Here is a 17,757-nt window from a genome sequence, read left to right on the forward strand (position 1 = left end):
CCGATTGTAGTCTGTTCCGTGCTGTCGCTATTTATTGGTGAAATGATTAAGTTTCCAACTCTCGAAGAACGGGTATGCTCCTGATTGGCACGAATGACGGCGTCTATCAAGCTCCAATAGACGAACTCGAGAACACCACACACGTTCTCGAGAGCGAGCACGCCCTTCGAATTCATCAGTTCGATGCAGCGGTCTATGCAGCCACGCGCTCAGGGCTGTTCCGATCGATGGACGCCGGTGAAACATGGACCAACCTCAATGTTCCTCGGCGTGAGGTCTACTCTGTCCTCCGGAGTCCTGCTGGTGACCGACTGTATGCCGGGACACACCCTGCTCACCTGTATGTCTCAACCAACGATGGCGAGTCATGGCGTGAATTGGAGAGTTTGCAGGAGCTGCCATCACGTGACGAGTGGCGACTGCCTCGCCACCGCAACGAAGCGCATGTTCGCAGTCTGGGTGCTCATCCTGATTCTCCTCACCGCATTGTCGCAGGCATCGAGGTTGGCGGCATCCATATCAGTGACGACGACGGTGAAACGTGGACAGAACGTCGTAATGGAGTACATGATGATATCCATCACGTACTCGTACAGGGGAGTGAGGAGTATATCGCATCGTGCGGTGGGGGTCTGTACCGGACGCGTGACGCCGGTCGATCCTGGACACGTCTTGATTCCGATCTCGGGCATACCTACTTCCGAGAAGCGTTTGCTGTCGGGGGGCGGTTGTATGCAGCAGCGGCCCGTTCGTCTCCTCCCTCATGGGGTGGCGAACGTGGACCAGATGCAGCGCTGTTCGAATCGACTGATGACGGAGACACTTTCGAATCCGTCTCGTATCCTGGCAAACCGCAAGAATTCATTCTTGCTTGGGCGGCCCTTGATGATGGCACGGTAATCGCGGGGACTCGGGGAGGTCACATTCTTCGTCGGGCAAGTGATGGATGGAGCAGAGTTGGACGAGTTCCATCCGGTATTCGTTCACTCACTGTCGTGTAGCTGGTTGGTCTGCTTAATGCGTGGGTGCCGACGCCGAGACTGCAACGCGGTCTCTTATTCAGGTTTTGTCCAAGTCCGCAGAATTCGACGACCCCGGACTCTGGTTTGCGGAACACCAGGGTTAGTGGGATATCTTCGCGTCGTCCCGCCGCAGCTCGGTCGAACGCCATCTTTATCTTCTGGTTATTCGCGGAGTCGTCGTAGGGGTTGTCGGCTTTCGCATCGCCCTAGTAATTGATGTAGCCCGCATTGACTGCGAGCGTATCTTCCCACGGATCGTCGTGCTGGGAAATGCCGTTGTCGTTCGACACGAGGACTAATGCCGCGGGCGTGTCGGATCGATCCGCGCCAAGATCACGAATTCCACCAGTGTTCTTGATGCCACTGTCGAGCGGGCCTCGAATCCATCGCAAGAACTGGTCGTCCGAGTTCCGAAAGCTGCCTGTGTCTCGGTATTGTTGACCCACACGAAATGAATACTGCATGATAACGCGGCATTGTATCCGTCATCCAATAAATGCCTGCGTAACACGCTTTCTGAGTCGTCTGTTGTAAGGTTGGGGTCAAGGGAGTCAAAGAACAACAGCACGAACTCGAAGACGGTCCGACAAGGAATCAAAGAGACACTCGAATATCTCGTGTTCTTCTAGCAGAACGACGAAATCAAGATTCTGAACGTATCCGACATTGAGTTTGGTCTCATGAAAATTCTCAAGTGGTTTTTCTGAGACAACTCTCTATTTAGCTACACTTGATTGAGTTCACTGCCTCAGGAAGACAGAGGTTGACCTGTGTCTCTCGTGGGAGACGATTTACATAGAACTATGTGGTTTGGTTAGAATATCAAACTGAAATGTACAGTATACTCCATATCGATAATTTAGTTCATCGACTTCAAGACAGATCGCAGTCGGGTTGCTGAAACAGAATATCACAAGCAGTTGAGCGTCTACTATCACGTGCTCTCAGAGTGGTTCCCAGAGCGAGACGTGACGGCAGGTATCTTCTATACCGCCACTAGTGAGCAAGTCGGTATTGACCCTCTATCGAAGAGCGAACTCGGTAGCCTTGTTGAACGTGTAAATGGATCTTCTATGGAATCGACCTCTCTGCTTGAGTGAACACCACGTGAAAGAAGACACCATCACGGACATCCTGCAGGAACTCTCGGGGACGAGACTGGGCGCGAACTGGATTCCTACAGCTACTGCATCGAAACCAATGGTGAGGAGATCGAGCTGGGCCTTTGCACGTGGTTCACCCAGCTGGCTGTCCTGTAGCAGGATGGAACCATTTGGAGCAGTTCAGTCCGCCGAGCTAGAGGTGGCAGTAGCGGCACGCGTAAGCATGCCATCAGCCGTCGAATGCCTGAACAGTAGCACGAGACCGGCACCGGCGATAACGTTTGAAATAGTCACGGCCCAAAATGCCCCTAGAGCACCGTAACTCAAAACGAACGCCGAGATGGCTGCGATAGGAACTCGCACGGCCCAATACTGCAAGAGAACGGCATACATGGTGATGTCCGTTCGTCCCGCACCGTTGAAGCCAGCGGTGACTGTGTGAATCGTACCGAGTGCCCAGTACCCGTATGCAAGAATTTGCAGATACGCAACCGAGTACGTGAGTGCTTGGCCGTCGATACTGGGAACTATCAGATGTACAAGTGCCGTCGGGAAGAGCCACTGAACAACACCAATCAAACCAAGACCAATTGCTCCAACACCAACGCCTAGCCACGTTGCTTGTCTTGCACGGTTCGGATGATTGGCACCGAGGTTCTGTCCAACAACCGTCGTCGCCGCTGACCCAATTCCGATTGCTGGAACGAACACGAGAATCGAGATACGTGCACCAACAGTGTAGCAGTGAGGGCAGCAGAACCACCAGTGATCGTGATAATCGTAACGATGAGCAATCGTGCAGTTTGCTGTCCCACACCTCTTCCAATCTTTGGCCCACCGACTCGAATGAGTTCGACAATTTCGTCTAACTCGAATTGGAGGGCAGTACGCGTAATTGTGAACTTCCCACGTCCGGACAACGCCAACGTAAGAACGATATTGCCGCCGACTGCATAGCCAATAAGAGTCGCATACGCCGCACCAGCGATGCCATACTTCGGGAAAGGCTTCCAACCAATGATGAGAAATGGATCGAGAACAGCGTTGGTTCCAATCGCGACGAGATTCACTATCAGTGGAATCCGTGAATCACCGGAACCGAGAAATGCCGCCTCGAGGGAATCACTCATTGCTGATACAGTATATGCAAGAGTGGATGCACTCAAGTAGATTGCAGCAAGGTGAGCGACAGCTGGTGTCGTGTTAAACAACTGTGTAATGTCGCTTGCAAAAGTGTACATAAAAAGTGAGACCCCTGACATAAGCGTAACTGCGACAAGTAATCCGTGGACGGCGATTCGACTCGCACCGGTACGATTATTAGCACCGATGCGCTGAGAGACAATAATTTGGATGCCGCCGAAAACTGCACCGACAATAGTCGCAACTAGACCGACGATTGGTGCCACGAGTCCAACGGCAGCAACAGCCGTCGCGTCGAAGCGTCCGAGCCAGAAAACGTCGATAATCTGTTGAGCGGAGAGTGCAAGTTGCTGGGCAACGATCGGAATCGCAATGAATGCGAGCGATTTTTTCAGGGACCCTGTCGTGATTTCCTCTCCGGAAACGTTTAACATCTACTACTTTGCAATTTATTTCAACCTTTATATTTTTACCTATTTGTCATATTACAGTTAATAAATGGGAGTATAGTATTCTAACACTATTCGGTGAGTATCAGCTGTGCGGTAGCAAGCCAGTCCTTCTGTAAATAAGGGGATGATATCAATCTAGTAGCAAGACAGATGGAAAGGCAGAGGGATGTCGAAGCCGCAATAAGGTGTATGAAATCCCCGACAACCCGTTGAAAAATGTTGGATTCACAAACGACTCCGTATGACCGGGAAGGTGGAAGCGGAGGTTTGTTTCGCGCCGAGCAATACATTGACTCGCATATTTCCTTGCGAAACCGACATCGCTATCTACGTTTATTGATGCGAAAAGAAGTGACTCGATACGGCCAAAATTCCCCAGCAGACGTGGTCATAATCGAGAAGGTCAGAATTTGGTAACGAGTTCGTGAGGTTACGTGCCTCTTGGAGCAATGACGCATCGTTCATTGCCCGCCCAGCACCGATTAGACCAAGAACTCGCCCTGCTGGTCCTCAGCACCATTCCATCCCACCGATATCACGCTTGCTTGCCCCTTCCTTCGACGTCGATGCCCCTGAACTCATCGAAGTCACCAACGAGAGCCCCACAGACTACTAGTACACCGTCTCCATCGACGACGTGACCGACGAACTGATGGCCTGCACCAGCCCACATCACGTTCACCGCAACGCCTTTTGCAAGCACATGGTTGCCGTCGAAAACACAACCAACGACGGGACGCTGGAAGCCTTCCACAGAGAGGACGAAGACGATACCAAACCCGACAACTGCGACTGTGACGGCCTCGGTGACTTCCCGTGCTGGCTATGCGTGCGAACAGGACGGACGGAACTGCCGAACGGATAAACTCGGTGAGCATCCAACGACGTACGATCTCGGAGAGCACCGACCAGCGAATGCGCACGGTAAGTGCAGAATACAGCAGGTGAAAATCTTCTGGAGATACTAATGGCCTTACTGACCAACCACATTGATAGACCGGATTAGAACACCAATCTATCACAAGTGGATCAAGGAAAGTTCGGTGGATATAACAGGCAGAGACGTTAACCAAGTCGGCCCACTCTGCGCTAGAGTATGTCACACTCTACTCGTCGAATCGAACGCGACGAGGTGAAAGAGAAGACCGAGAAACACAACCGTGGCCAAATCTGTTCTGAGTGTCACTCAAATACGCTAATTACGAGCGCCGATGGGAGGGAACTCGTTTGTGAGACCTGTGGATTAGTTGTTGAGGAACACAGCATGGACCATGGTCCAGAATGGCGAGCGTTCACCCATCGGGATCGCCAACGAAAAGCTCGTGTTGGCACGCCAACGACGCCCACAAAGCACGATAGAGGTCTAACGACAACAATAGACTGGAAAGACAAGGATGCATCTGGCCATACGTTATCGGCCGAGAAACGCAAACAGATGCATCGGTTACGGACGTGGCAAGAGCGCATCCGAACAAAAAACGCAAGCGAGCGTAATCTCCAATTCGCGCTCGGCGAAATCGACCGAATGGCAAGCGCACTTGGCATCCCGCGTTCGGTGCGGAAAATCGCCTGTGTACTCTATCGCCGTGCACTGGATGAAGATCTGATTAAAGGCCGATCGATCGAAGGTGTGGCAACCAGTTGTTTGTATGCAGCGTGTCGGAATGAACAGATCCCTCGTAGTCTAGAAGAAGTCTCGGCCGTGTCGCGTGTGGAACGAACGGAAATCGGTCGAGCATATCGGTATATCGCAAGGGAGCTTGGACTCGAAATTGAACCCACTGACCCACATCAGTACATTCCTCGTTTGTGTTCAGAACTCGGCTGTAGTGACGATATCGAAGAGAAAGCCAATGAAATCATAGACGTCGCAATCGATCAGGGACTACTCTCGGGCAGATCACCCGTTGGCGTTGCCGCAGCAGCGATTTATGGTGCCACGCTTCTTTGTACGGGAGACCAAACCCAGGCTGAAATTGCCAATGTCGCCAACGTTTCTCAAATGACCATCCGTAAACGATACCAAGAGCAGATGGACGCACTCAATTGATTACCGATACACCCACAATATTCATATCTACTTCTAGTTGAAGCTTTAAATCCGACATATCTATAATCGAGAGGATAGACCTTTTCGTGTATTTCAACAGGCAGGGCAGGTTGAGTGTCTCGGGGCGTGATCTGGGTGGTTCACCACATAATGCTGGTTTACATTCGCTGACTACGAAGGACAAAACTATCTCTATTGGTGGGAACAGTGGAGATGATTTCTCTGGTCACAAGAACGCCACGTATCCACAGTTTCGACAGTAAATCCTGTCACCATCATGGAAGAGGATTCCATCGGCACACTGTGCACACTTTCCCTCGACGGTCCCGTCGGTGGCGAGTTCTGCCCCAGATTTGTATATCACTCGTTCCAACGCGGCGATGCGGCGACGTTGCTCATTGAGTTGCTTCTGCAGACGTTTTCTGTTGTGTCGCTGATGTGCTAGCGGACCACGTCGCCGTCTCCGCAGGTGGTACAGCATGATTAATCATACTGTATCTACCTGCATGGTTGTTGTGCGTGCTCTCGCAAGGACCACTCATCCTCTGAAAAGAGGCATGGTATTCGTGGAAGTCTTCCATAGCTTTCCTTAACGAGGCACCGACTGACTAACTGAAACAGATGGATGGGCTAGTACCGAAGGTGGCAAACTAAATGTCCGGCTGACTTCGTTTACAGAACAAAGGCAAACGCTCGATACAGTATAAATCCAGTGCCTCCTGCACCTAAGAGTGTGAGCAGCCAAATTGCGACTGTATAAACCGTTTTTCGGACAGAGATACTTTCTGTCCCTTCAGTTAGGCCACTTCCAATGATACTCCAGAGGATAATATTGTTGAACGAGATCGGGTAGCCGAGAATTATCGCGGTTTGAGCGATGATAAACGCCGGGATCAGCGCTGCAATTGATCGTAGAACGCCAAGCGACGAATAATCACGTGCGACCGCTTGGAGAATTCGGGGTGACCCCATCCATGCTCCCAACAGAATTCCAATTGCTCCAATCGATAGTAAAATCGTCCCCGGAAGATGCAGCTGTGATTCAAACAGAGGCTCCAATGGACCGGTCGCTAAGCCAACTTGACTGCCACCGCTCGAAAAGGCAACTAAACTCCCAAGACCGATCAAAAAAAGTCGAACTCCACGGTCAACCGAACGATTGAGTGATCGTCGAAGTAATCCGGCTACGAGAAGACCCAGAATTAAACTCGTAGACGCCATCACAAAATCATATGCTCCAATTATCGGCGGGCCAGTCATCCCCAATGAGTGTGAGGCGTAACTCGCGATGGTGCCTTGTGCAGTACCAGCGGTAGGAATCAGGGCCGATGGCATATTCGCAACGATGATACCAACGATCCCACCGAGGATTGGGAGCGTGGTTTGTTCGGAAAGTCTAGTGCGACGGAGCAAGTAGCCCGTTGTATAAGCAATCGTAATCGACATCACTGGTACTGCCGCCCAGAATGTTATAATTTCACGATAGGTCCCATATGCAGGCTCCCCACCAAGTGCCAGTCCCGCGCCAACGATCGACGCCGTCGTTGCAAACGCGGCTGGGATTGGATATCCTGTCCGAACTCCAAGTGAAATAAAGCCTGCTGCTGTCAGTAGACCTGCAATCGCCGCGAGCGGTGTTAATTGAGTGCCCGCTATTAGCCCTTCCCCTACCGTTTTCGAAATATTGCCACCTTGTGTGATCGCTCCTAAAGCAGCAAGTATTCCCAGAAGAAATGCGGCGCGCATCGTCGATAGGGCATTTGCACCAACCGCTGGTGCAAATGGGGGAGAATTACTACTCGCGCCTAATGCCCACGCCATCGCTAGACTTGTAGCGATCGCACCAGCTACGACAATAAATGATGTTAGGATAGCCATCTGCTCTTTGAGCTGCGTGCTCTATTTGTCGTCAATAGCAATAGCCCCGCTGCTTGAATGAGCATCCTGAACAATTCATAGGTATTTCCGGATATATACTCCCGTAACATCCGATCAGAAGTTCGTGTACGATCGTTCACACGGGTAGCAGATAGGCGTATTTCGTTTGTAGGTGTTGTCCTGCTGTTCGCGGGTCCGATATCTGTCGAGTTGTCTCCTACGTAGCCATTACGTGACGGAGTTTCTTGCCCATACAGTTGATAAACAGATCACGCGTCATCGGTCTTGTGAACTACCCTGCTCTGCTCGGCCGTATGGCCTCGCTGAGGACGGGGCTTCCTGATTCTACGCTTTCTTGAGCGTCACTTGCTTGAGTTTGGTGTCGTCGGGGATGTCTCGGTGGAGCCGAATCGGAATATCCGCAAGTTCGAGAGTGACAGTACGGTCTGACCGCCCTTCTTGTCGAGCTTGAAGCTAGATTGACTGTACGTGAAACTGCGAAATTCCCGTGGCGGCTTCCACTTGAGTTGACCAACGCCGTAACCGTTGTCCTTGAGCGCCCCGAGCGACTTGATATTGTCCTCAATTCGCATGACAGCAACTTGCAGAACTGTCGAGTACACGTCCGTGAGTCCATCCCACCAGTCTTTGAGGCTGGGGAGTTCGTCACGGATGGACCGAACGCGCTGGTTGAGGGTACCTGCGTTCTCGGGGATTTGGTTGAAGCGGTAGAGTGCGTGGTTGTAGACTTGCCTACAGATATCGCGGCAGCGGTCCAACTCCTCACGGTGGGCGTCGGATGGCTCAAGGAGATATCTGTAGGCGTAGTACATCTGCTATTCGCGCTCCTCGATGAGTTCGTCGAGTTTCTCACGAAGAAACGACGAGAGGTTGAGGTGGTTTCCCATGCTGGCCGTGCGCGCGAACGGGACTGGAAAGAACTGCTGAACGAACCACCGCTTCAGCCCTTTTTGTCCATGGTGCGCCAAATGACGGTCTCGGATATCACCGACCAGCGAACGCTCACGAAGAGGATAGCGGTCAGTGGACTTCAGAGCGATTTTATAACTGGACGTGGGTGAGCTAGTGACTGTCTCAGGCAGTGCTGAGTGGTCGGAGTTCGATTCAATGATTGTAAGCGTAGCAACGGGAAATGGAGGAGAGAATACGGACAATGAACCAATAGTACCGTTATTGCGGAAACCATCGCGACCCACAAAGGTGTCGATCCAGCCGATATCGAGCCGCTCTACAGAACAATCGATCCTGACGCCCTAGATGCCCTCTTTGCGCCACGAAACGATGGGACCGCCCGAACGACTGGCAAAATTATTTTCACGCATGCCGGATATGAGATCATAATCAATAGCGACCGAACAGTCACCGTTGAACCGATTGACGAGGAAGAGTAGTCTCGTATCGCCCGTCATCCAGAATTGCTTGCTTCGGCTTGGAATGTCACAGCGGTCAGCGTGAGTGACTTGCCGCTGAATGCAGCCATCAAGTCATCATTGACGCCCTCGATTCGACCATTGATTGAAAAAGAAATGTGCTCGTCGTCGGTCGCAATCCCGATGTCTGTGAGTTCGATATCGGCTCCGTTTTGGAGTCGGATCGTGTGTTCCATATCCAAAGCCCGTGAGTGACACTCCTTAGTCTTCTGGTTAAGTTGTTTGGAGACCAACAAAATTGGCAACCCACAGGAACTCCTCATTGGTGGCTCCAGTCTTCTGATTTCGAGGGAATTAATCCCCAATCCGCCGAGTACTTTCTATATCTGCCGGGCGACGCGGATCACGGAACAACGTTCGCCCAGTGGAAGGACACCCTCGACACCGTGAAACCGGCGACAAATCGCCCTGTTTCCGGCTAGACCTGATTCCCAGGGATGCCCGGGCTCGAAACGGTAACTGCCGAGAGCGTATGGGGACGACCCGCTAGGCTCCGTCGAGTTCCTCGGCCACCCCGACGATGATGCCTTCGGGTCCGCGCACGAAGCAGAGGCGGTACACGTCTTCGTACTGGGCGACTTCGCCCACGAGTTCGGCGCCGTGGGAGCGAAGGCGGTCGAGGACTTCGTCGACATCGTCGACGGTGAACATGATGCGGCGGATCCCCAGGCTGTTCACTGCCGGTTCCTCAGATCCGTCACGGATGGCTTCGGGTGTGATGAATCTCGAGAGCTCGACACGACCGTGGCCGTCAGGGGTCCGCATCATGGCGATGTCGCTCTGGACGTTCTCGAGCCCCACGACGCGGCCCGCCCACTCTCCCTCGACGCGCGTCTCGTCTTCCAGCTCCATGCCGAGTTCCGTGAAGAACGCCTTCGCAGCTTCGAGGTCCTCGACCACGATGAGGACGTTGTCCATTTGCTTGATTGCCATTATAGATGCAAAGTGGGGCGAATGGAGCATGGGGGTATTGCCGAACCCCTTCGGGGGTTTTTAAGTAGGCGGTTGGCATTCTTGACCCACGTGCGGAGAAAGCATGGTAGCTCAAGCCGGCCGTTCCAATAGACGGCCTGTCTATCGACGAGCTAGCCTGCGAGCGCAGGCGGGCATAGATGTTAGAAAGCAACCATGAGGCGTCTGACCGTCGTATTGGATCTGGGTGAACGCAAATTGGTTTCCGTTTTCGATGTAATGGACGACGAGCGGGTGAAATGTGGGTTTCTGCACCACTACACCTCTTGACCGATGGGACATTCGTCATTCTCTACTAGCTCCGTGGTTGACCTCGACCACGCGCGGGCGGTTTTTGACGAAAATGTTCGATGGTGAAGAAACAGTCTCTCATTGCGTGATTGAGTAGCTATCTCTGTATCTTTTGCGTGGAACGGTGTAGTGTCTAGTTTCTCCCACCGGACATCCAAAGCGTCTCCACGACCCTCAATACGACGGAGTGGGGCGTCTTTGACGGGTGCTCGTTCTCGAACGGTTATTGGTTACCGAGGTTCGCTCCCATTGCCTGTCCCGAGATACGCCCATCGAAGGAGAAATAGAATGCTAATTACCGCACTGAATGCCAGGATAGCGGCGAAAAAAACGGTACCAAGGAGCATTACACCTCCCGCACCGGATTGCATGTACCAATCGACTCGAACAAACAGAGTGATGGACGTGATTATGATACGCTCGTTTTTTCCGAATGCACCAGGTACCTGATTCTGGATATCGGGACGCGTTCGAACCGTTCTGAGACCTTGGTTCATGAGACCAATGAGCATGGCCAATGCCGCCAGATAGAAGTCGAATCGAAGGATTTCGATTCCGAGCGTAAACTTCCCTGAACGGATGAGGATAAGCAACTCGTACGTAAATAGCGCCCCAATGTACACGTGAGCAAGAGCTCACTGAGAATCATTACACTGGTGAGTCCGTTTAGGATTAAGTTTTGGTTCCTAACTGTCTTGGTCATAACTGATATTGATTTCTAGAAGGCTTATAATTATTTAATGATTTATAAATAGAAGACTCGCTCATACCTCTGAGAAGGGAAGAACACGAACCACTCTTCGTAGGTTACTCGACCCATCAACATTGTGTCTGTCTTGGCCATAGCCGAATCGCTTCGGTAGTTTTTATACCCAAGGCAGACATCCCCTGAATGGGGAGTAGAATCATGAAAAAGCGAGACTCCCGTCTTGGTGGTTGGGGCATCCATCGACGAGTCACTACGCGAGTACGGACAGTAATACGTCTAAGGAGATGGTCATGAGACACTTAACCGTCCTACTCGATCCGGGCGAACACAAACTAGTCTCCGTTTTCGATGAAATGGGCGATGAACGAGTGAAACGCGAGTATCTGCACCACTACAATCTTCTCACCGATGGGACAGTCGTTAGCCTTTACCAGCTTCGCGGTGACCTTGATCACGCAAGGGCTGTCTTCGACGAAAGCACTGACGTTGTCCATTACGATATCCCCGAGCAAGAGGACGGTTTTGTGTACCTTCACTCTAAAATAAGCGAATCCCTTACAGTCCTCCTTTCAGCATTGCAAGAATCGGAGGTCATCATGGCTATGCCGATAAAGTTCTTGAGTGACGATCGCTTGCGGGTGACGTTCATCGGCGAACACGAACCGATGAACCGACTTCTCGACATAACCGCGGAGTACGTCAACATCGAAATTGAGCGAGTCAGTAAGTACGGTTCAGGGGATCGTCTCAGCTCGGTACTTACTGAACGTCAGCAAGAAATCTTAACAACCGCAGTTGAGCAGGGATATTACGAGGTTCCACGGCAAGCGAGGATACGGGACGTCGCCGACGTACTGAATCTTAGTCAGGCGACGGTTGGCGAGCACCTCCAGAAGATCGAGGCGAGGGTTCTCTCCAGCAACGTTCGCTGACCCTGCAAGAGTGCTGTCTGTTCAGCGTCGTATGAGAAAACTATTAAAACCTGTTCTAATCTCTTGCTGGAACGAGACATAAGAACAGGAGCTAGGAGACCATTGGTGGCTATGTTCCAATGCTACGTGCACTGTAGAAAACTGTCGCTGTTCCACCCAACAGAATCGGAATCCAATAAATGATACCACGAAAAATGATCACGGCTGAAGCTACGACCTGAACGCCGAGAGCAGGAACCACTACGAGTAATAGTGCTATCAATACTCCCTCAATAGCACCGGTTCCTCCTGGTAGTGGCGTAACACCAGCAATGGCAGCAATTGGAACGACGAAAGAGCCACTGAGAACGGGATCGAGTGATTGATTGTACGAAATGCGAGCCACAGAGACAATACCTGTAAAGCCCATCCAAGAGTCGAATAGCAAAGGGAGAAGGCTAAGCTTCGGCGACTTGAAGTGATTCGTTGGATCAAGCGGAAGAATCTATCAACTCGATCTGCAATCATCGATTCGGTTGGCATCGAAATCCAGGATACATGTTGGGTGAATTTTTTGAGTACGAAGATAAGTCGGTTGACTAAAAATTCCTTCAACCCATCGCGATGTCGCCAACCAATAATAAGGAGTGATGGTATCGCAACTGCGAGAAACACAACGAACACTGCTGCAATTTCCAACGGCCCGTCTAGTGTCGAGGTTAGCAGAAAATAACACACACCGAAAATTGCCAGTGAGATTGACGGGACAAAATTCAACGTATCGGCGCTCACGACCGCGGCAAGTCCGGTCTCGTACTCGGAATCGGTGACTCTGGAGATGAGGTGCGCTGTTAATGGTTCTCCGCCTGCTTGTCCGAATGGGGTAATGTTATTGAAGAATATCACGCCTGAAAGGACGAAGAACCCTTTCTGTGGTGAAATACGAATATTGAGTTCGCCAAGAACTGTCCGTAACGCCATCCCCCATGCGGCCATCCGAAAATGGCACAAAATAGTAGGAGGAGTGTTCCCCTATCTGAACGGGCGATCGTTGCTACGAGTCTGTCAGTCCCGAGGTAGGTGAAGAGTGCCGAATAGACTACAAGTCGCTAGAGTGAATGAACTCCGAAGCAGCGCGCTGAGTACCGGTCTAGCTATTAGCAGGTTAGTGACCGATACGATTCGTGACGTCCTTGCGGGTGGAGGTAACGCCAAATATTGGTCAGGGACAGACATTAGTGGAGTATCCATTATTGAAGGCAGGAGGAAGCGGTGAAAGATGAAGGTGTTTTCATTTGACACCACGAGAAACCAGGCTCTTGCACTCTTTGCTGCTACAATAGGTCTGTCTATCCTTGCATATTCGGTCCTTCATCACTATATCGCCGGTTGGATGGATCCCGTCATCCTCCGTGAATGGATCAATGGATTCGGGATATTTGCACCGGTTGTGTACATCGCGGTTCAGGCCCTCCAGGTCATCGTTGCACCAGTTCCAGGGCAAGTTACGGCACTGGCGGGTGGATATTTGTTTGGGCCTCTTTGGGGGACATTGTACAGTCTGATCGGGATTACCATCGGAAGTGCCATCGCATTCGGACTCGCTAAACGGTACGGTCGACCATATGTCGAACGAATCATCGGTTCAAAGGTCATCCAACAGTTCGACAGCTTTACCGAGAGAGCAGGGGTTCCTGGATTGTTTGCGTTTGTTCTCCTCCCTGGACTACCGGATGATGCCGTGTGCTTCCTCTTCGGCCTTACCAAGATCAAGATTCTACCATTCCTTACAATCATGACCGTTGGGCGACTTCCAGCGTTAGCAGTGACGACTGTTGCCGGTGGAAGTTTAGCTAGCGGTCGTATCTATGAAACCCTCTTATTGCTCGGGCTGTTGGGAATCCTCTCAATAATAGTATTCATAAAACGAAAGACGGTGATCTCGCTCCTCGCCCCCTAAGAGTCCATAAGCAAATAGATGACTTTTAGTCGGGAGCAGAATTCGCCTGGAGACGGCAGAAAGCCACCAGCCCAAACAGATCTGCAGAACGTCTTTCGAACAATCGCGGCCAACTCATATTGCGAGTAGCCTGTATATCGTTCGACCTCGCTGTATGAGCGCCAGTCACTTCCTGCCCTTGAGGAGGATGTTCGCACCGTCGTTAGTGCATGGTTCAATACGACGCCCACGAGTCCGAGTCCGTCTTCGGTGGTACAGGCGCTAACAGCGATTAGTATATAATACTAACTTCGGCATATCAACTTCCTGTCTATCTGGCGATTGTTTACGGTACGATCAAACGAAGTGGCTGCATATGCTTCGTGAGACGGAGTTGCTCGATACAATTCATAGCGAGCTTGCTATCGAATCGGACAAAACACGAGATGACGAGAGTGACGCTGAACAGCTTACGACGTGGATGCCCGGAAACAATGAGGACAGACGGCTGCTGATCGGCGCCATTGAGGGGGACAACAGCGGTCCTCACTTACAATCGACCCAAACCTCGGAGGATGGATTTGGAGCGTTATGTTCTTTCAACGCCGCTCGCGGTAACTTAGCTCCTAGATTGTGAGCGTAGATGTACCGACTACGCCATTCCCCGGGAGGTTGGAAATCAGTTCAAATATCTTCGGAGATAACGACACAGACGCGAGCAATACAGCCTCTTCTCGACTTAGTATATCCGGATTAACTGAGTGGGTGACGTGGCTCAATCGCCCCCGTCAGCCTCACTGTCGAATGATTTGTATGAGGTTCTCACAGGTGTCATCGAAGACGGCCATCGTGACGCCCCCGGCGGTCATCGGTTCCTGAGTAAATTCGACGCCTTGCTCGCTCAGGTGTCCGTATTCAGCCTCTATTTGATATTATCGCGATTTCGTGACCTTAGACCGGCCTCGTCTGCTAAGGCGGGCGGGGCCGGTTCCGGACTCACCTTACGCCCACTCGGGGCGTCGATGTGCCCTCGAACTGTACCTAACGTTTAGAGTGCCTTGTCGATGTTGTGAGTAAGACAGCCGATAACGAGTTCACGGAATTGTTTCCACCAGCGTCGAGAGCGGACGAATGCGCCATATTTCCGTTTAATGCGAGTCGACCTACTGGACGACGCCATCGACTTTCCGCCTGCTTGCCCGCTATTGACGGCACTTGCAGCTGGCGGGTTGCTTGAGAGAGTGAAGAATTCCTCACAATACTCAATGTATTCTCCGAGGGGTGTATTTCATCCCCGGGGAGCAGATTCACAAATGTGTTCTTCATCTTGGTCAGGTGAAGCAGGCACCCCGCGTAGTCTTCGGATTTCGTCTCGAAGATTTTGCCGTTCGATCAGAGCAAAGCCAATAACGATGACTGCAAAGCCAAAGACAGTTCGAACAGGGACTACCTCATTAAGAACAATTGCTCCCACTCCCGTTGCAACAAGTGGAACTGTATAGCTAATGAGATTCGCCCGAACTGGTCCGGCGCGATCGATGAGACCGTAATACGCAGGAAAAGCAACCGCCGTTGCAGGCACCCCAACCCAAAAGATTGCGACAAGGGTCCCAAACGTTAGCGTGACGTCGCCCGGTGATTCGCCCATCAATAGACTGAGACCATGAACTATCCCAGCAGCCAGCACCAGTGCCCACGCTGTCATTCCAATTCCCGAAATCGAACGGTCCGTCTTGCTCAGAAGCACACTTCCGAATGCTACTGCGACTGCAGCGCCGCCGACCAGAGTGACGCCGAGAAGCGTCGCGTTTCCCGTTGTGGATATCGAATTCAGTCCAACAATGATTATCACTCCGACTAGCCCAAGCAGAATACCAATCAGTCCGAGGAAGTCGAATTTTTCCTCGGGTAACAACACGATTGCAAACAGTGGCGCCAAAACAGGAACAAGGCTAAATATGACTGCTGCAGTTCCAGTGGTGAGATATTGCTGTCCCGTAAAGAGAAGTGCGGCGTTAAATCCTGAGAGAAACAATCCAGCGATGACGACTGCCATCAGATCACCACGGGTACGTGGTCGCCAATAGCCGCCACGCCGATACACGAATGCGAGGAGGATTGCCGCCCCGATGTCGTAGCGCAATCCGGCAAACAGGATAGGTGGGAGAGCGACCAGACCTGCCTTGATACCGACGAATGCAGTGCCGAAGGTCAAAGAAGTGATGATAAACAGCAGCAGGGTGTGGCGAGCTGATCCTACATCGGTTTCACGCTCACTTGGGTTCTCGCTTTTCACCCCACTCATATTCTTTATACGTGATGTGCGCGCTTAACGATGCTGAGGCGGAACACTGGTTTGAAAACAATTTGATCAGTCGAAGTGCAGCTTGTCCACTTTCGATTCAAGTCATTGTGATAACTACAACGTTACAAGTGAGAAATTCGGATCAAGCACCACGGCATTCTACGCGCCGAGCGATACGATTGCAGTAAGATACAGTACGAACGAGGCGATGGCCGCCATCGCGCGGATGTGGTTCCACCGTGCCCAGCGCGTATGAACAGCCGCCCAGCCCTCCAGCGGCGACGCCGTCGACCACGTCGCGAGATTGAGGATGACAAGAAGGATCGGGAGTGCAAGGATTGAGATATCGAATACCGCGTACACCAGGTCCCCAACGGGATCGGTAGCTGAGATGGTTGGAAATCTCTGTTCTGATCTTCGGGGTGTTGGGAATAATATTGGTACTCACACTCTCGGTCTCGAACTTCGGGGGCGCTCTCCAAAAATTATTGTCACTTTCTATTGCTATGACACTGAGTTCATCAGGGGATATTCCCCATTCGATCAGACTCGTTCATTCACCGATTGTCGTGCATCTCTTCCATTATGATTCGAGAGGCCGGTAGAGTCACTGGTATCAGATCACGTGTGCCGCCGGGTTGCAATTGCTCCAGCGCTGGGAAACTCCCAACCGTAAGTCCGCCAATTATGACTGTCCATCCCATTGAGAGTATGGGGACTTGCACTGTTTTGCCGAGGAAATCACCGCCATAGGCGATGACTGCTAACGCGAGGTTGAAATAGAGGAACCGGAGGCCGATCAGCAGTGGGCTTAGCGAAACCCAGCCGGGGATGTCAGTAAAGAGCGGCTGTACCCACCCACCACGAATCAAGGCTGCTCCGAGTACCATTGTTAGCCATCCAATCATGGCTGCGCTTTTGACCCCGCCAAATTCGACTGCGGTAGTGACCATGATGACGTAGAGCAATGGAATACAAGGGACGGAGATATCGGCAAATGCATAGACGGTGTCGTCGATGAGGAGGCCAAGGCCATCTTTTTCGACGGTTGTGAGTGTGCCATGGCCGCTGAATGAGCGTCGGGTGTTGGTCTCTGCTGGTCGTGGGGTGCGTCCTGGTGGACCAGACATAGTATTTCGAACTTCTCTGTACGGTAATAAAAACATTCATGATTACTTGACTTCTCTCACATGTCTGGACACAAATCAGACACTGGATTGTCGATTTGGTTCGGCTATCCCGAACAATTCTGGGGCAAGAAGTCTGATTTCTGGGGTTTCGACGCGTTTCAAGATGCGTGATTGGTTTGATAACCAAAGTAGAACGTGCGACGGCAACGAGGTCGATTTCCCGATTTACTCGATTTTGGGTGGATGACTTCCTGTGGGCAGTATAAGCGGCAGTGGAATGTCCCCGAAATCTCAATTAAATCTGTACGTAGGTTATGGTGCCCTCCCACGGTGATGCTGAGTTCAGGTGGTAGGTCATCAGACGGGCGAGGAGCTACTAAAACGTCGTCGAATCGACTACG

At 51.7% G+C, this 17,757-nt stretch carries 18 protein-coding genes and 3 pseudogenes; 6 read left to right on the top strand and 15 right to left on the bottom strand.

The window, feature by feature from the left end; translation table 11 throughout:
- Window positions 1-401: 401 nt before the first annotated feature.
- Complete coding sequence (locus ACGYLY_RS25825; protein ID WP_395285624.1) at window positions 402-692, bottom strand: hypothetical protein; 291 nt, start codon at window positions 690-692, stop codon at window positions 402-404.
- A 536-nt stretch (window positions 693-1,228) separates the two neighbouring features.
- Window positions 1,229-1,486 (bottom strand): hypothetical protein, encoded by a 258-nt coding sequence (locus ACGYLY_RS25830; protein ID WP_395285625.1) that lies wholly within the window; start codon window positions 1,484-1,486, stop codon window positions 1,229-1,231.
- A gap of 402 nt (window positions 1,487-1,888) precedes the next feature.
- On the opposite strand from ACGYLY_RS25830, the pseudogene ACGYLY_RS25835 reads away from it, so the two are divergent.
- Window positions 1,889-2,122, top strand: a pseudogene (locus ACGYLY_RS25835) (hypothetical protein); the annotation flags it as partial.
- A gap of 183 nt (window positions 2,123-2,305) precedes the next feature.
- Here the strand turns inward: ACGYLY_RS25835 and ACGYLY_RS25840 are convergent.
- The 3 genes from ACGYLY_RS25840 to ACGYLY_RS25850 all read right to left on the bottom strand — a co-directional run bounded on the left by ACGYLY_RS25840 (window position 2,306) and on the right by ACGYLY_RS25850 (window position 4,102).
- The gene (locus tag ACGYLY_RS25840; protein ID WP_395285626.1) at window positions 2,306-2,836 is read right to left on the bottom strand and encodes an MATE family efflux transporter; all 531 of its coding nucleotides are present in this window, start codon (window positions 2,834-2,836) and stop codon (window positions 2,306-2,308) included.
- Window positions 2,734-3,702: an MATE family efflux transporter gene (locus tag ACGYLY_RS25845; RefSeq protein ID WP_395285627.1), complete on the bottom strand. Its 969-nt coding sequence runs from the start codon at window positions 3,700-3,702 to the stop codon at window positions 2,734-2,736. Before ACGYLY_RS25845 ends, ACGYLY_RS25840 begins: the two co-directional genes overlap by 103 nt.
- A 148-nt stretch (window positions 3,703-3,850) precedes the next feature.
- Window positions 3,851-4,102, bottom strand: coding sequence for a lanthionine synthetase LanC family protein (locus tag ACGYLY_RS25850; protein ID WP_395285677.1), 252 nt, complete (start codon window positions 4,100-4,102; stop codon window positions 3,851-3,853).
- Between the two features lie 255 nt (window positions 4,103-4,357).
- Between ACGYLY_RS25850 and ACGYLY_RS25855 the strand changes: the two genes are divergently transcribed.
- Window positions 4,358-4,585: an SWIM zinc finger family protein gene (locus ACGYLY_RS25855; protein WP_395285628.1), complete on the top strand. Its 228-nt coding sequence runs from the start codon at window positions 4,358-4,360 to the stop codon at window positions 4,583-4,585.
- Between the two features lie 231 nt (window positions 4,586-4,816).
- Window positions 4,817-5,770 carry a transcription initiation factor IIB family protein gene (locus ACGYLY_RS25860; protein ID WP_395285629.1) on the top strand — a complete coding sequence of 318 codons (954 nt, stop codon included), beginning with the start codon at window positions 4,817-4,819 and terminating at the stop codon, window positions 5,768-5,770.
- Between the two features lie 672 nt (window positions 5,771-6,442).
- On the opposite strand, the gene ACGYLY_RS25865 is transcribed toward ACGYLY_RS25860, so the two are convergent.
- The 3 genes and pseudogenes from ACGYLY_RS25865 to ACGYLY_RS25875 all read right to left on the bottom strand — a co-directional run bounded on the left by ACGYLY_RS25865 (window position 6,443) and on the right by ACGYLY_RS25875 (window position 8,637).
- Window positions 6,443-7,648 (bottom strand): anion permease, encoded by a 1,206-nt coding sequence (locus ACGYLY_RS25865; protein WP_395285630.1) that lies wholly within the window; start codon window positions 7,646-7,648, stop codon window positions 6,443-6,445.
- A 351-nt stretch (window positions 7,649-7,999) separates the two neighbouring features.
- Window positions 8,000-8,481, bottom strand: a pseudogene (locus ACGYLY_RS25870) (RNA-guided endonuclease InsQ/TnpB family protein); the annotation flags it as partial.
- 3 nt (window positions 8,482-8,484) lie between these two features.
- Entirely contained in the window at window positions 8,485-8,637 is a 153-nt protein-coding gene (locus ACGYLY_RS25875; protein ID WP_395285631.1) for a hypothetical protein, read from the bottom strand.
- A 204-nt stretch (window positions 8,638-8,841) separates the two neighbouring features.
- Here ACGYLY_RS25875 and ACGYLY_RS25880 point away from each other — a divergent pair, with 204 nt between their 5' ends.
- Window positions 8,842-9,060 (top strand): HalOD1 output domain-containing protein, encoded by a 219-nt coding sequence (locus tag ACGYLY_RS25880; RefSeq protein WP_395285678.1) that lies wholly within the window; start codon window positions 8,842-8,844, stop codon window positions 9,058-9,060.
- Between the two features lie 14 nt (window positions 9,061-9,074).
- Here ACGYLY_RS25880 and ACGYLY_RS25885 read toward each other — a convergent pair whose 3' ends face one another.
- Together ACGYLY_RS25885 and ACGYLY_RS25890 are read right to left on the bottom strand one after the other, a co-directional pair.
- Entirely contained in the window at window positions 9,075-9,275 is a 201-nt protein-coding gene (locus tag ACGYLY_RS25885) for a hypothetical protein (RefSeq protein WP_395285632.1), read from the bottom strand.
- A gap of 310 nt (window positions 9,276-9,585) precedes the next feature.
- The gene (locus tag ACGYLY_RS25890; protein WP_395285633.1) at window positions 9,586-10,032 is read right to left on the bottom strand and encodes a VOC family protein; all 447 of its coding nucleotides are present in this window, start codon (window positions 10,030-10,032) and stop codon (window positions 9,586-9,588) included.
- A gap of 1,329 nt (window positions 10,033-11,361) precedes the next feature.
- Here ACGYLY_RS25890 and ACGYLY_RS25895 point away from each other — a divergent pair.
- Window positions 11,362-12,003, top strand: coding sequence for a helix-turn-helix domain-containing protein (locus ACGYLY_RS25895; RefSeq protein ID WP_395285634.1), 642 nt, complete (start codon window positions 11,362-11,364; stop codon window positions 12,001-12,003).
- Window positions 12,004-12,261: 258 nt separating this feature from the next.
- Here the strand turns inward: ACGYLY_RS25895 and ACGYLY_RS25900 are convergent, their stop codons facing one another.
- Window positions 12,262-12,978, bottom strand: a complete 717-nt coding sequence (locus ACGYLY_RS25900) for a YbhN family protein (protein ID WP_395285635.1) — start codon at window positions 12,976-12,978, stop codon at window positions 12,262-12,264.
- A 283-nt stretch (window positions 12,979-13,261) separates the two neighbouring features.
- Here ACGYLY_RS25900 and ACGYLY_RS25905 point away from each other — a divergent pair, with 283 nt between their 5' ends.
- Complete coding sequence (locus ACGYLY_RS25905) at window positions 13,262-13,942, top strand: TVP38/TMEM64 family protein (RefSeq protein ID WP_395285636.1); 681 nt, start codon at window positions 13,262-13,264, stop codon at window positions 13,940-13,942.
- A 1,027-nt stretch (window positions 13,943-14,969) separates the two neighbouring features.
- On the opposite strand, the pseudogene ACGYLY_RS25910 reads toward ACGYLY_RS25905, so the two are convergent.
- The 4 genes and pseudogenes from ACGYLY_RS25910 to ACGYLY_RS25925 all read right to left on the bottom strand — a co-directional run.
- Window positions 14,970-15,074: pseudogene (locus ACGYLY_RS25910) on the bottom strand (IS5/IS1182 family transposase); the annotation flags it as partial.
- 135 nt (window positions 15,075-15,209) lie between these two features.
- The gene (locus tag ACGYLY_RS25915; RefSeq protein ID WP_395285637.1) at window positions 15,210-16,226 is read right to left on the bottom strand and encodes a DMT family transporter; all 1,017 of its coding nucleotides are present in this window, start codon (window positions 16,224-16,226) and stop codon (window positions 15,210-15,212) included.
- Between the two features lie 159 nt (window positions 16,227-16,385).
- Complete coding sequence (locus ACGYLY_RS25920) at window positions 16,386-16,589, bottom strand: hypothetical protein (RefSeq protein ID WP_395285638.1); 204 nt, start codon at window positions 16,587-16,589, stop codon at window positions 16,386-16,388.
- A 194-nt stretch (window positions 16,590-16,783) separates the two neighbouring features.
- Window positions 16,784-17,356 (bottom strand): hypothetical protein, encoded by a 573-nt coding sequence (locus ACGYLY_RS25925; protein ID WP_395285639.1) that lies wholly within the window; start codon window positions 17,354-17,356, stop codon window positions 16,784-16,786.
- Between the last annotated feature and the right edge of the window lie 401 nt (window positions 17,357-17,757).

This window comes from Haladaptatus sp. CMAA 1909, assembly GCF_043952005.1.
Lineage (GTDB): Archaea > Halobacteriota > Halobacteria > Halobacteriales > Haladaptataceae > Haladaptatus.

Excerpts from the sequence above, each read along its gene's own strand:
- ACGYLY_RS25825 (WP_395285624.1), bottom strand. The coding sequence starts at position 692 with ATGCCCGAGATCGGAATCAAGACGTGTCCAGGATCGACCGGCGTCACG.
- ACGYLY_RS25830 (WP_395285625.1), bottom strand. The coding sequence starts at position 1,486 with ATGCAGTATTCATTTCGTGTGGGTCAACAATACCGAGACACAGGCAGC.
- ACGYLY_RS25845 (WP_395285627.1), bottom strand. The coding sequence starts at position 3,702 with ATGTTAAACGTTTCCGGAGAGGAAATCACGACAGGGTCCCTGAAAAAA.
- ACGYLY_RS25860 (WP_395285629.1), top strand. The coding sequence starts at position 4,817 with ATGTCACACTCTACTCGTCGAATCGAACGCGACGAGGTGAAAGAGAAG.
- ACGYLY_RS25865 (WP_395285630.1), bottom strand. The coding sequence starts at position 7,648 with ATGGCTATCCTAACATCATTTATTGTCGTAGCTGGTGCGATCGCTACA.
- ACGYLY_RS25885 (WP_395285632.1), bottom strand. The coding sequence starts at position 9,275 with ATGGAACACACGATCCGACTCCAAAACGGAGCCGATATCGAACTCACA.
- ACGYLY_RS25890 (WP_395285633.1), bottom strand. The coding sequence starts at position 10,032 with ATGGCAATCAAGCAAATGGACAACGTCCTCATCGTGGTCGAGGACCTC.
- ACGYLY_RS25895 (WP_395285634.1), top strand. The coding sequence starts at position 11,362 with ATGAGACACTTAACCGTCCTACTCGATCCGGGCGAACACAAACTAGTC.
- ACGYLY_RS25900 (WP_395285635.1), bottom strand. The coding sequence starts at position 12,978 with ATGGCCGCATGGGGGATGGCGTTACGGACAGTTCTTGGCGAACTCAAT.
- ACGYLY_RS25905 (WP_395285636.1), top strand. The coding sequence starts at position 13,262 with ATGAAGGTGTTTTCATTTGACACCACGAGAAACCAGGCTCTTGCACTC.
- ACGYLY_RS25915 (WP_395285637.1), bottom strand. The coding sequence starts at position 16,226 with ATGAGTGGGGTGAAAAGCGAGAACCCAAGTGAGCGTGAAACCGATGTA.
- ACGYLY_RS25925 (WP_395285639.1), bottom strand. The coding sequence starts at position 17,356 with ATGTCTGGTCCACCAGGACGCACCCCACGACCAGCAGAGACCAACACC.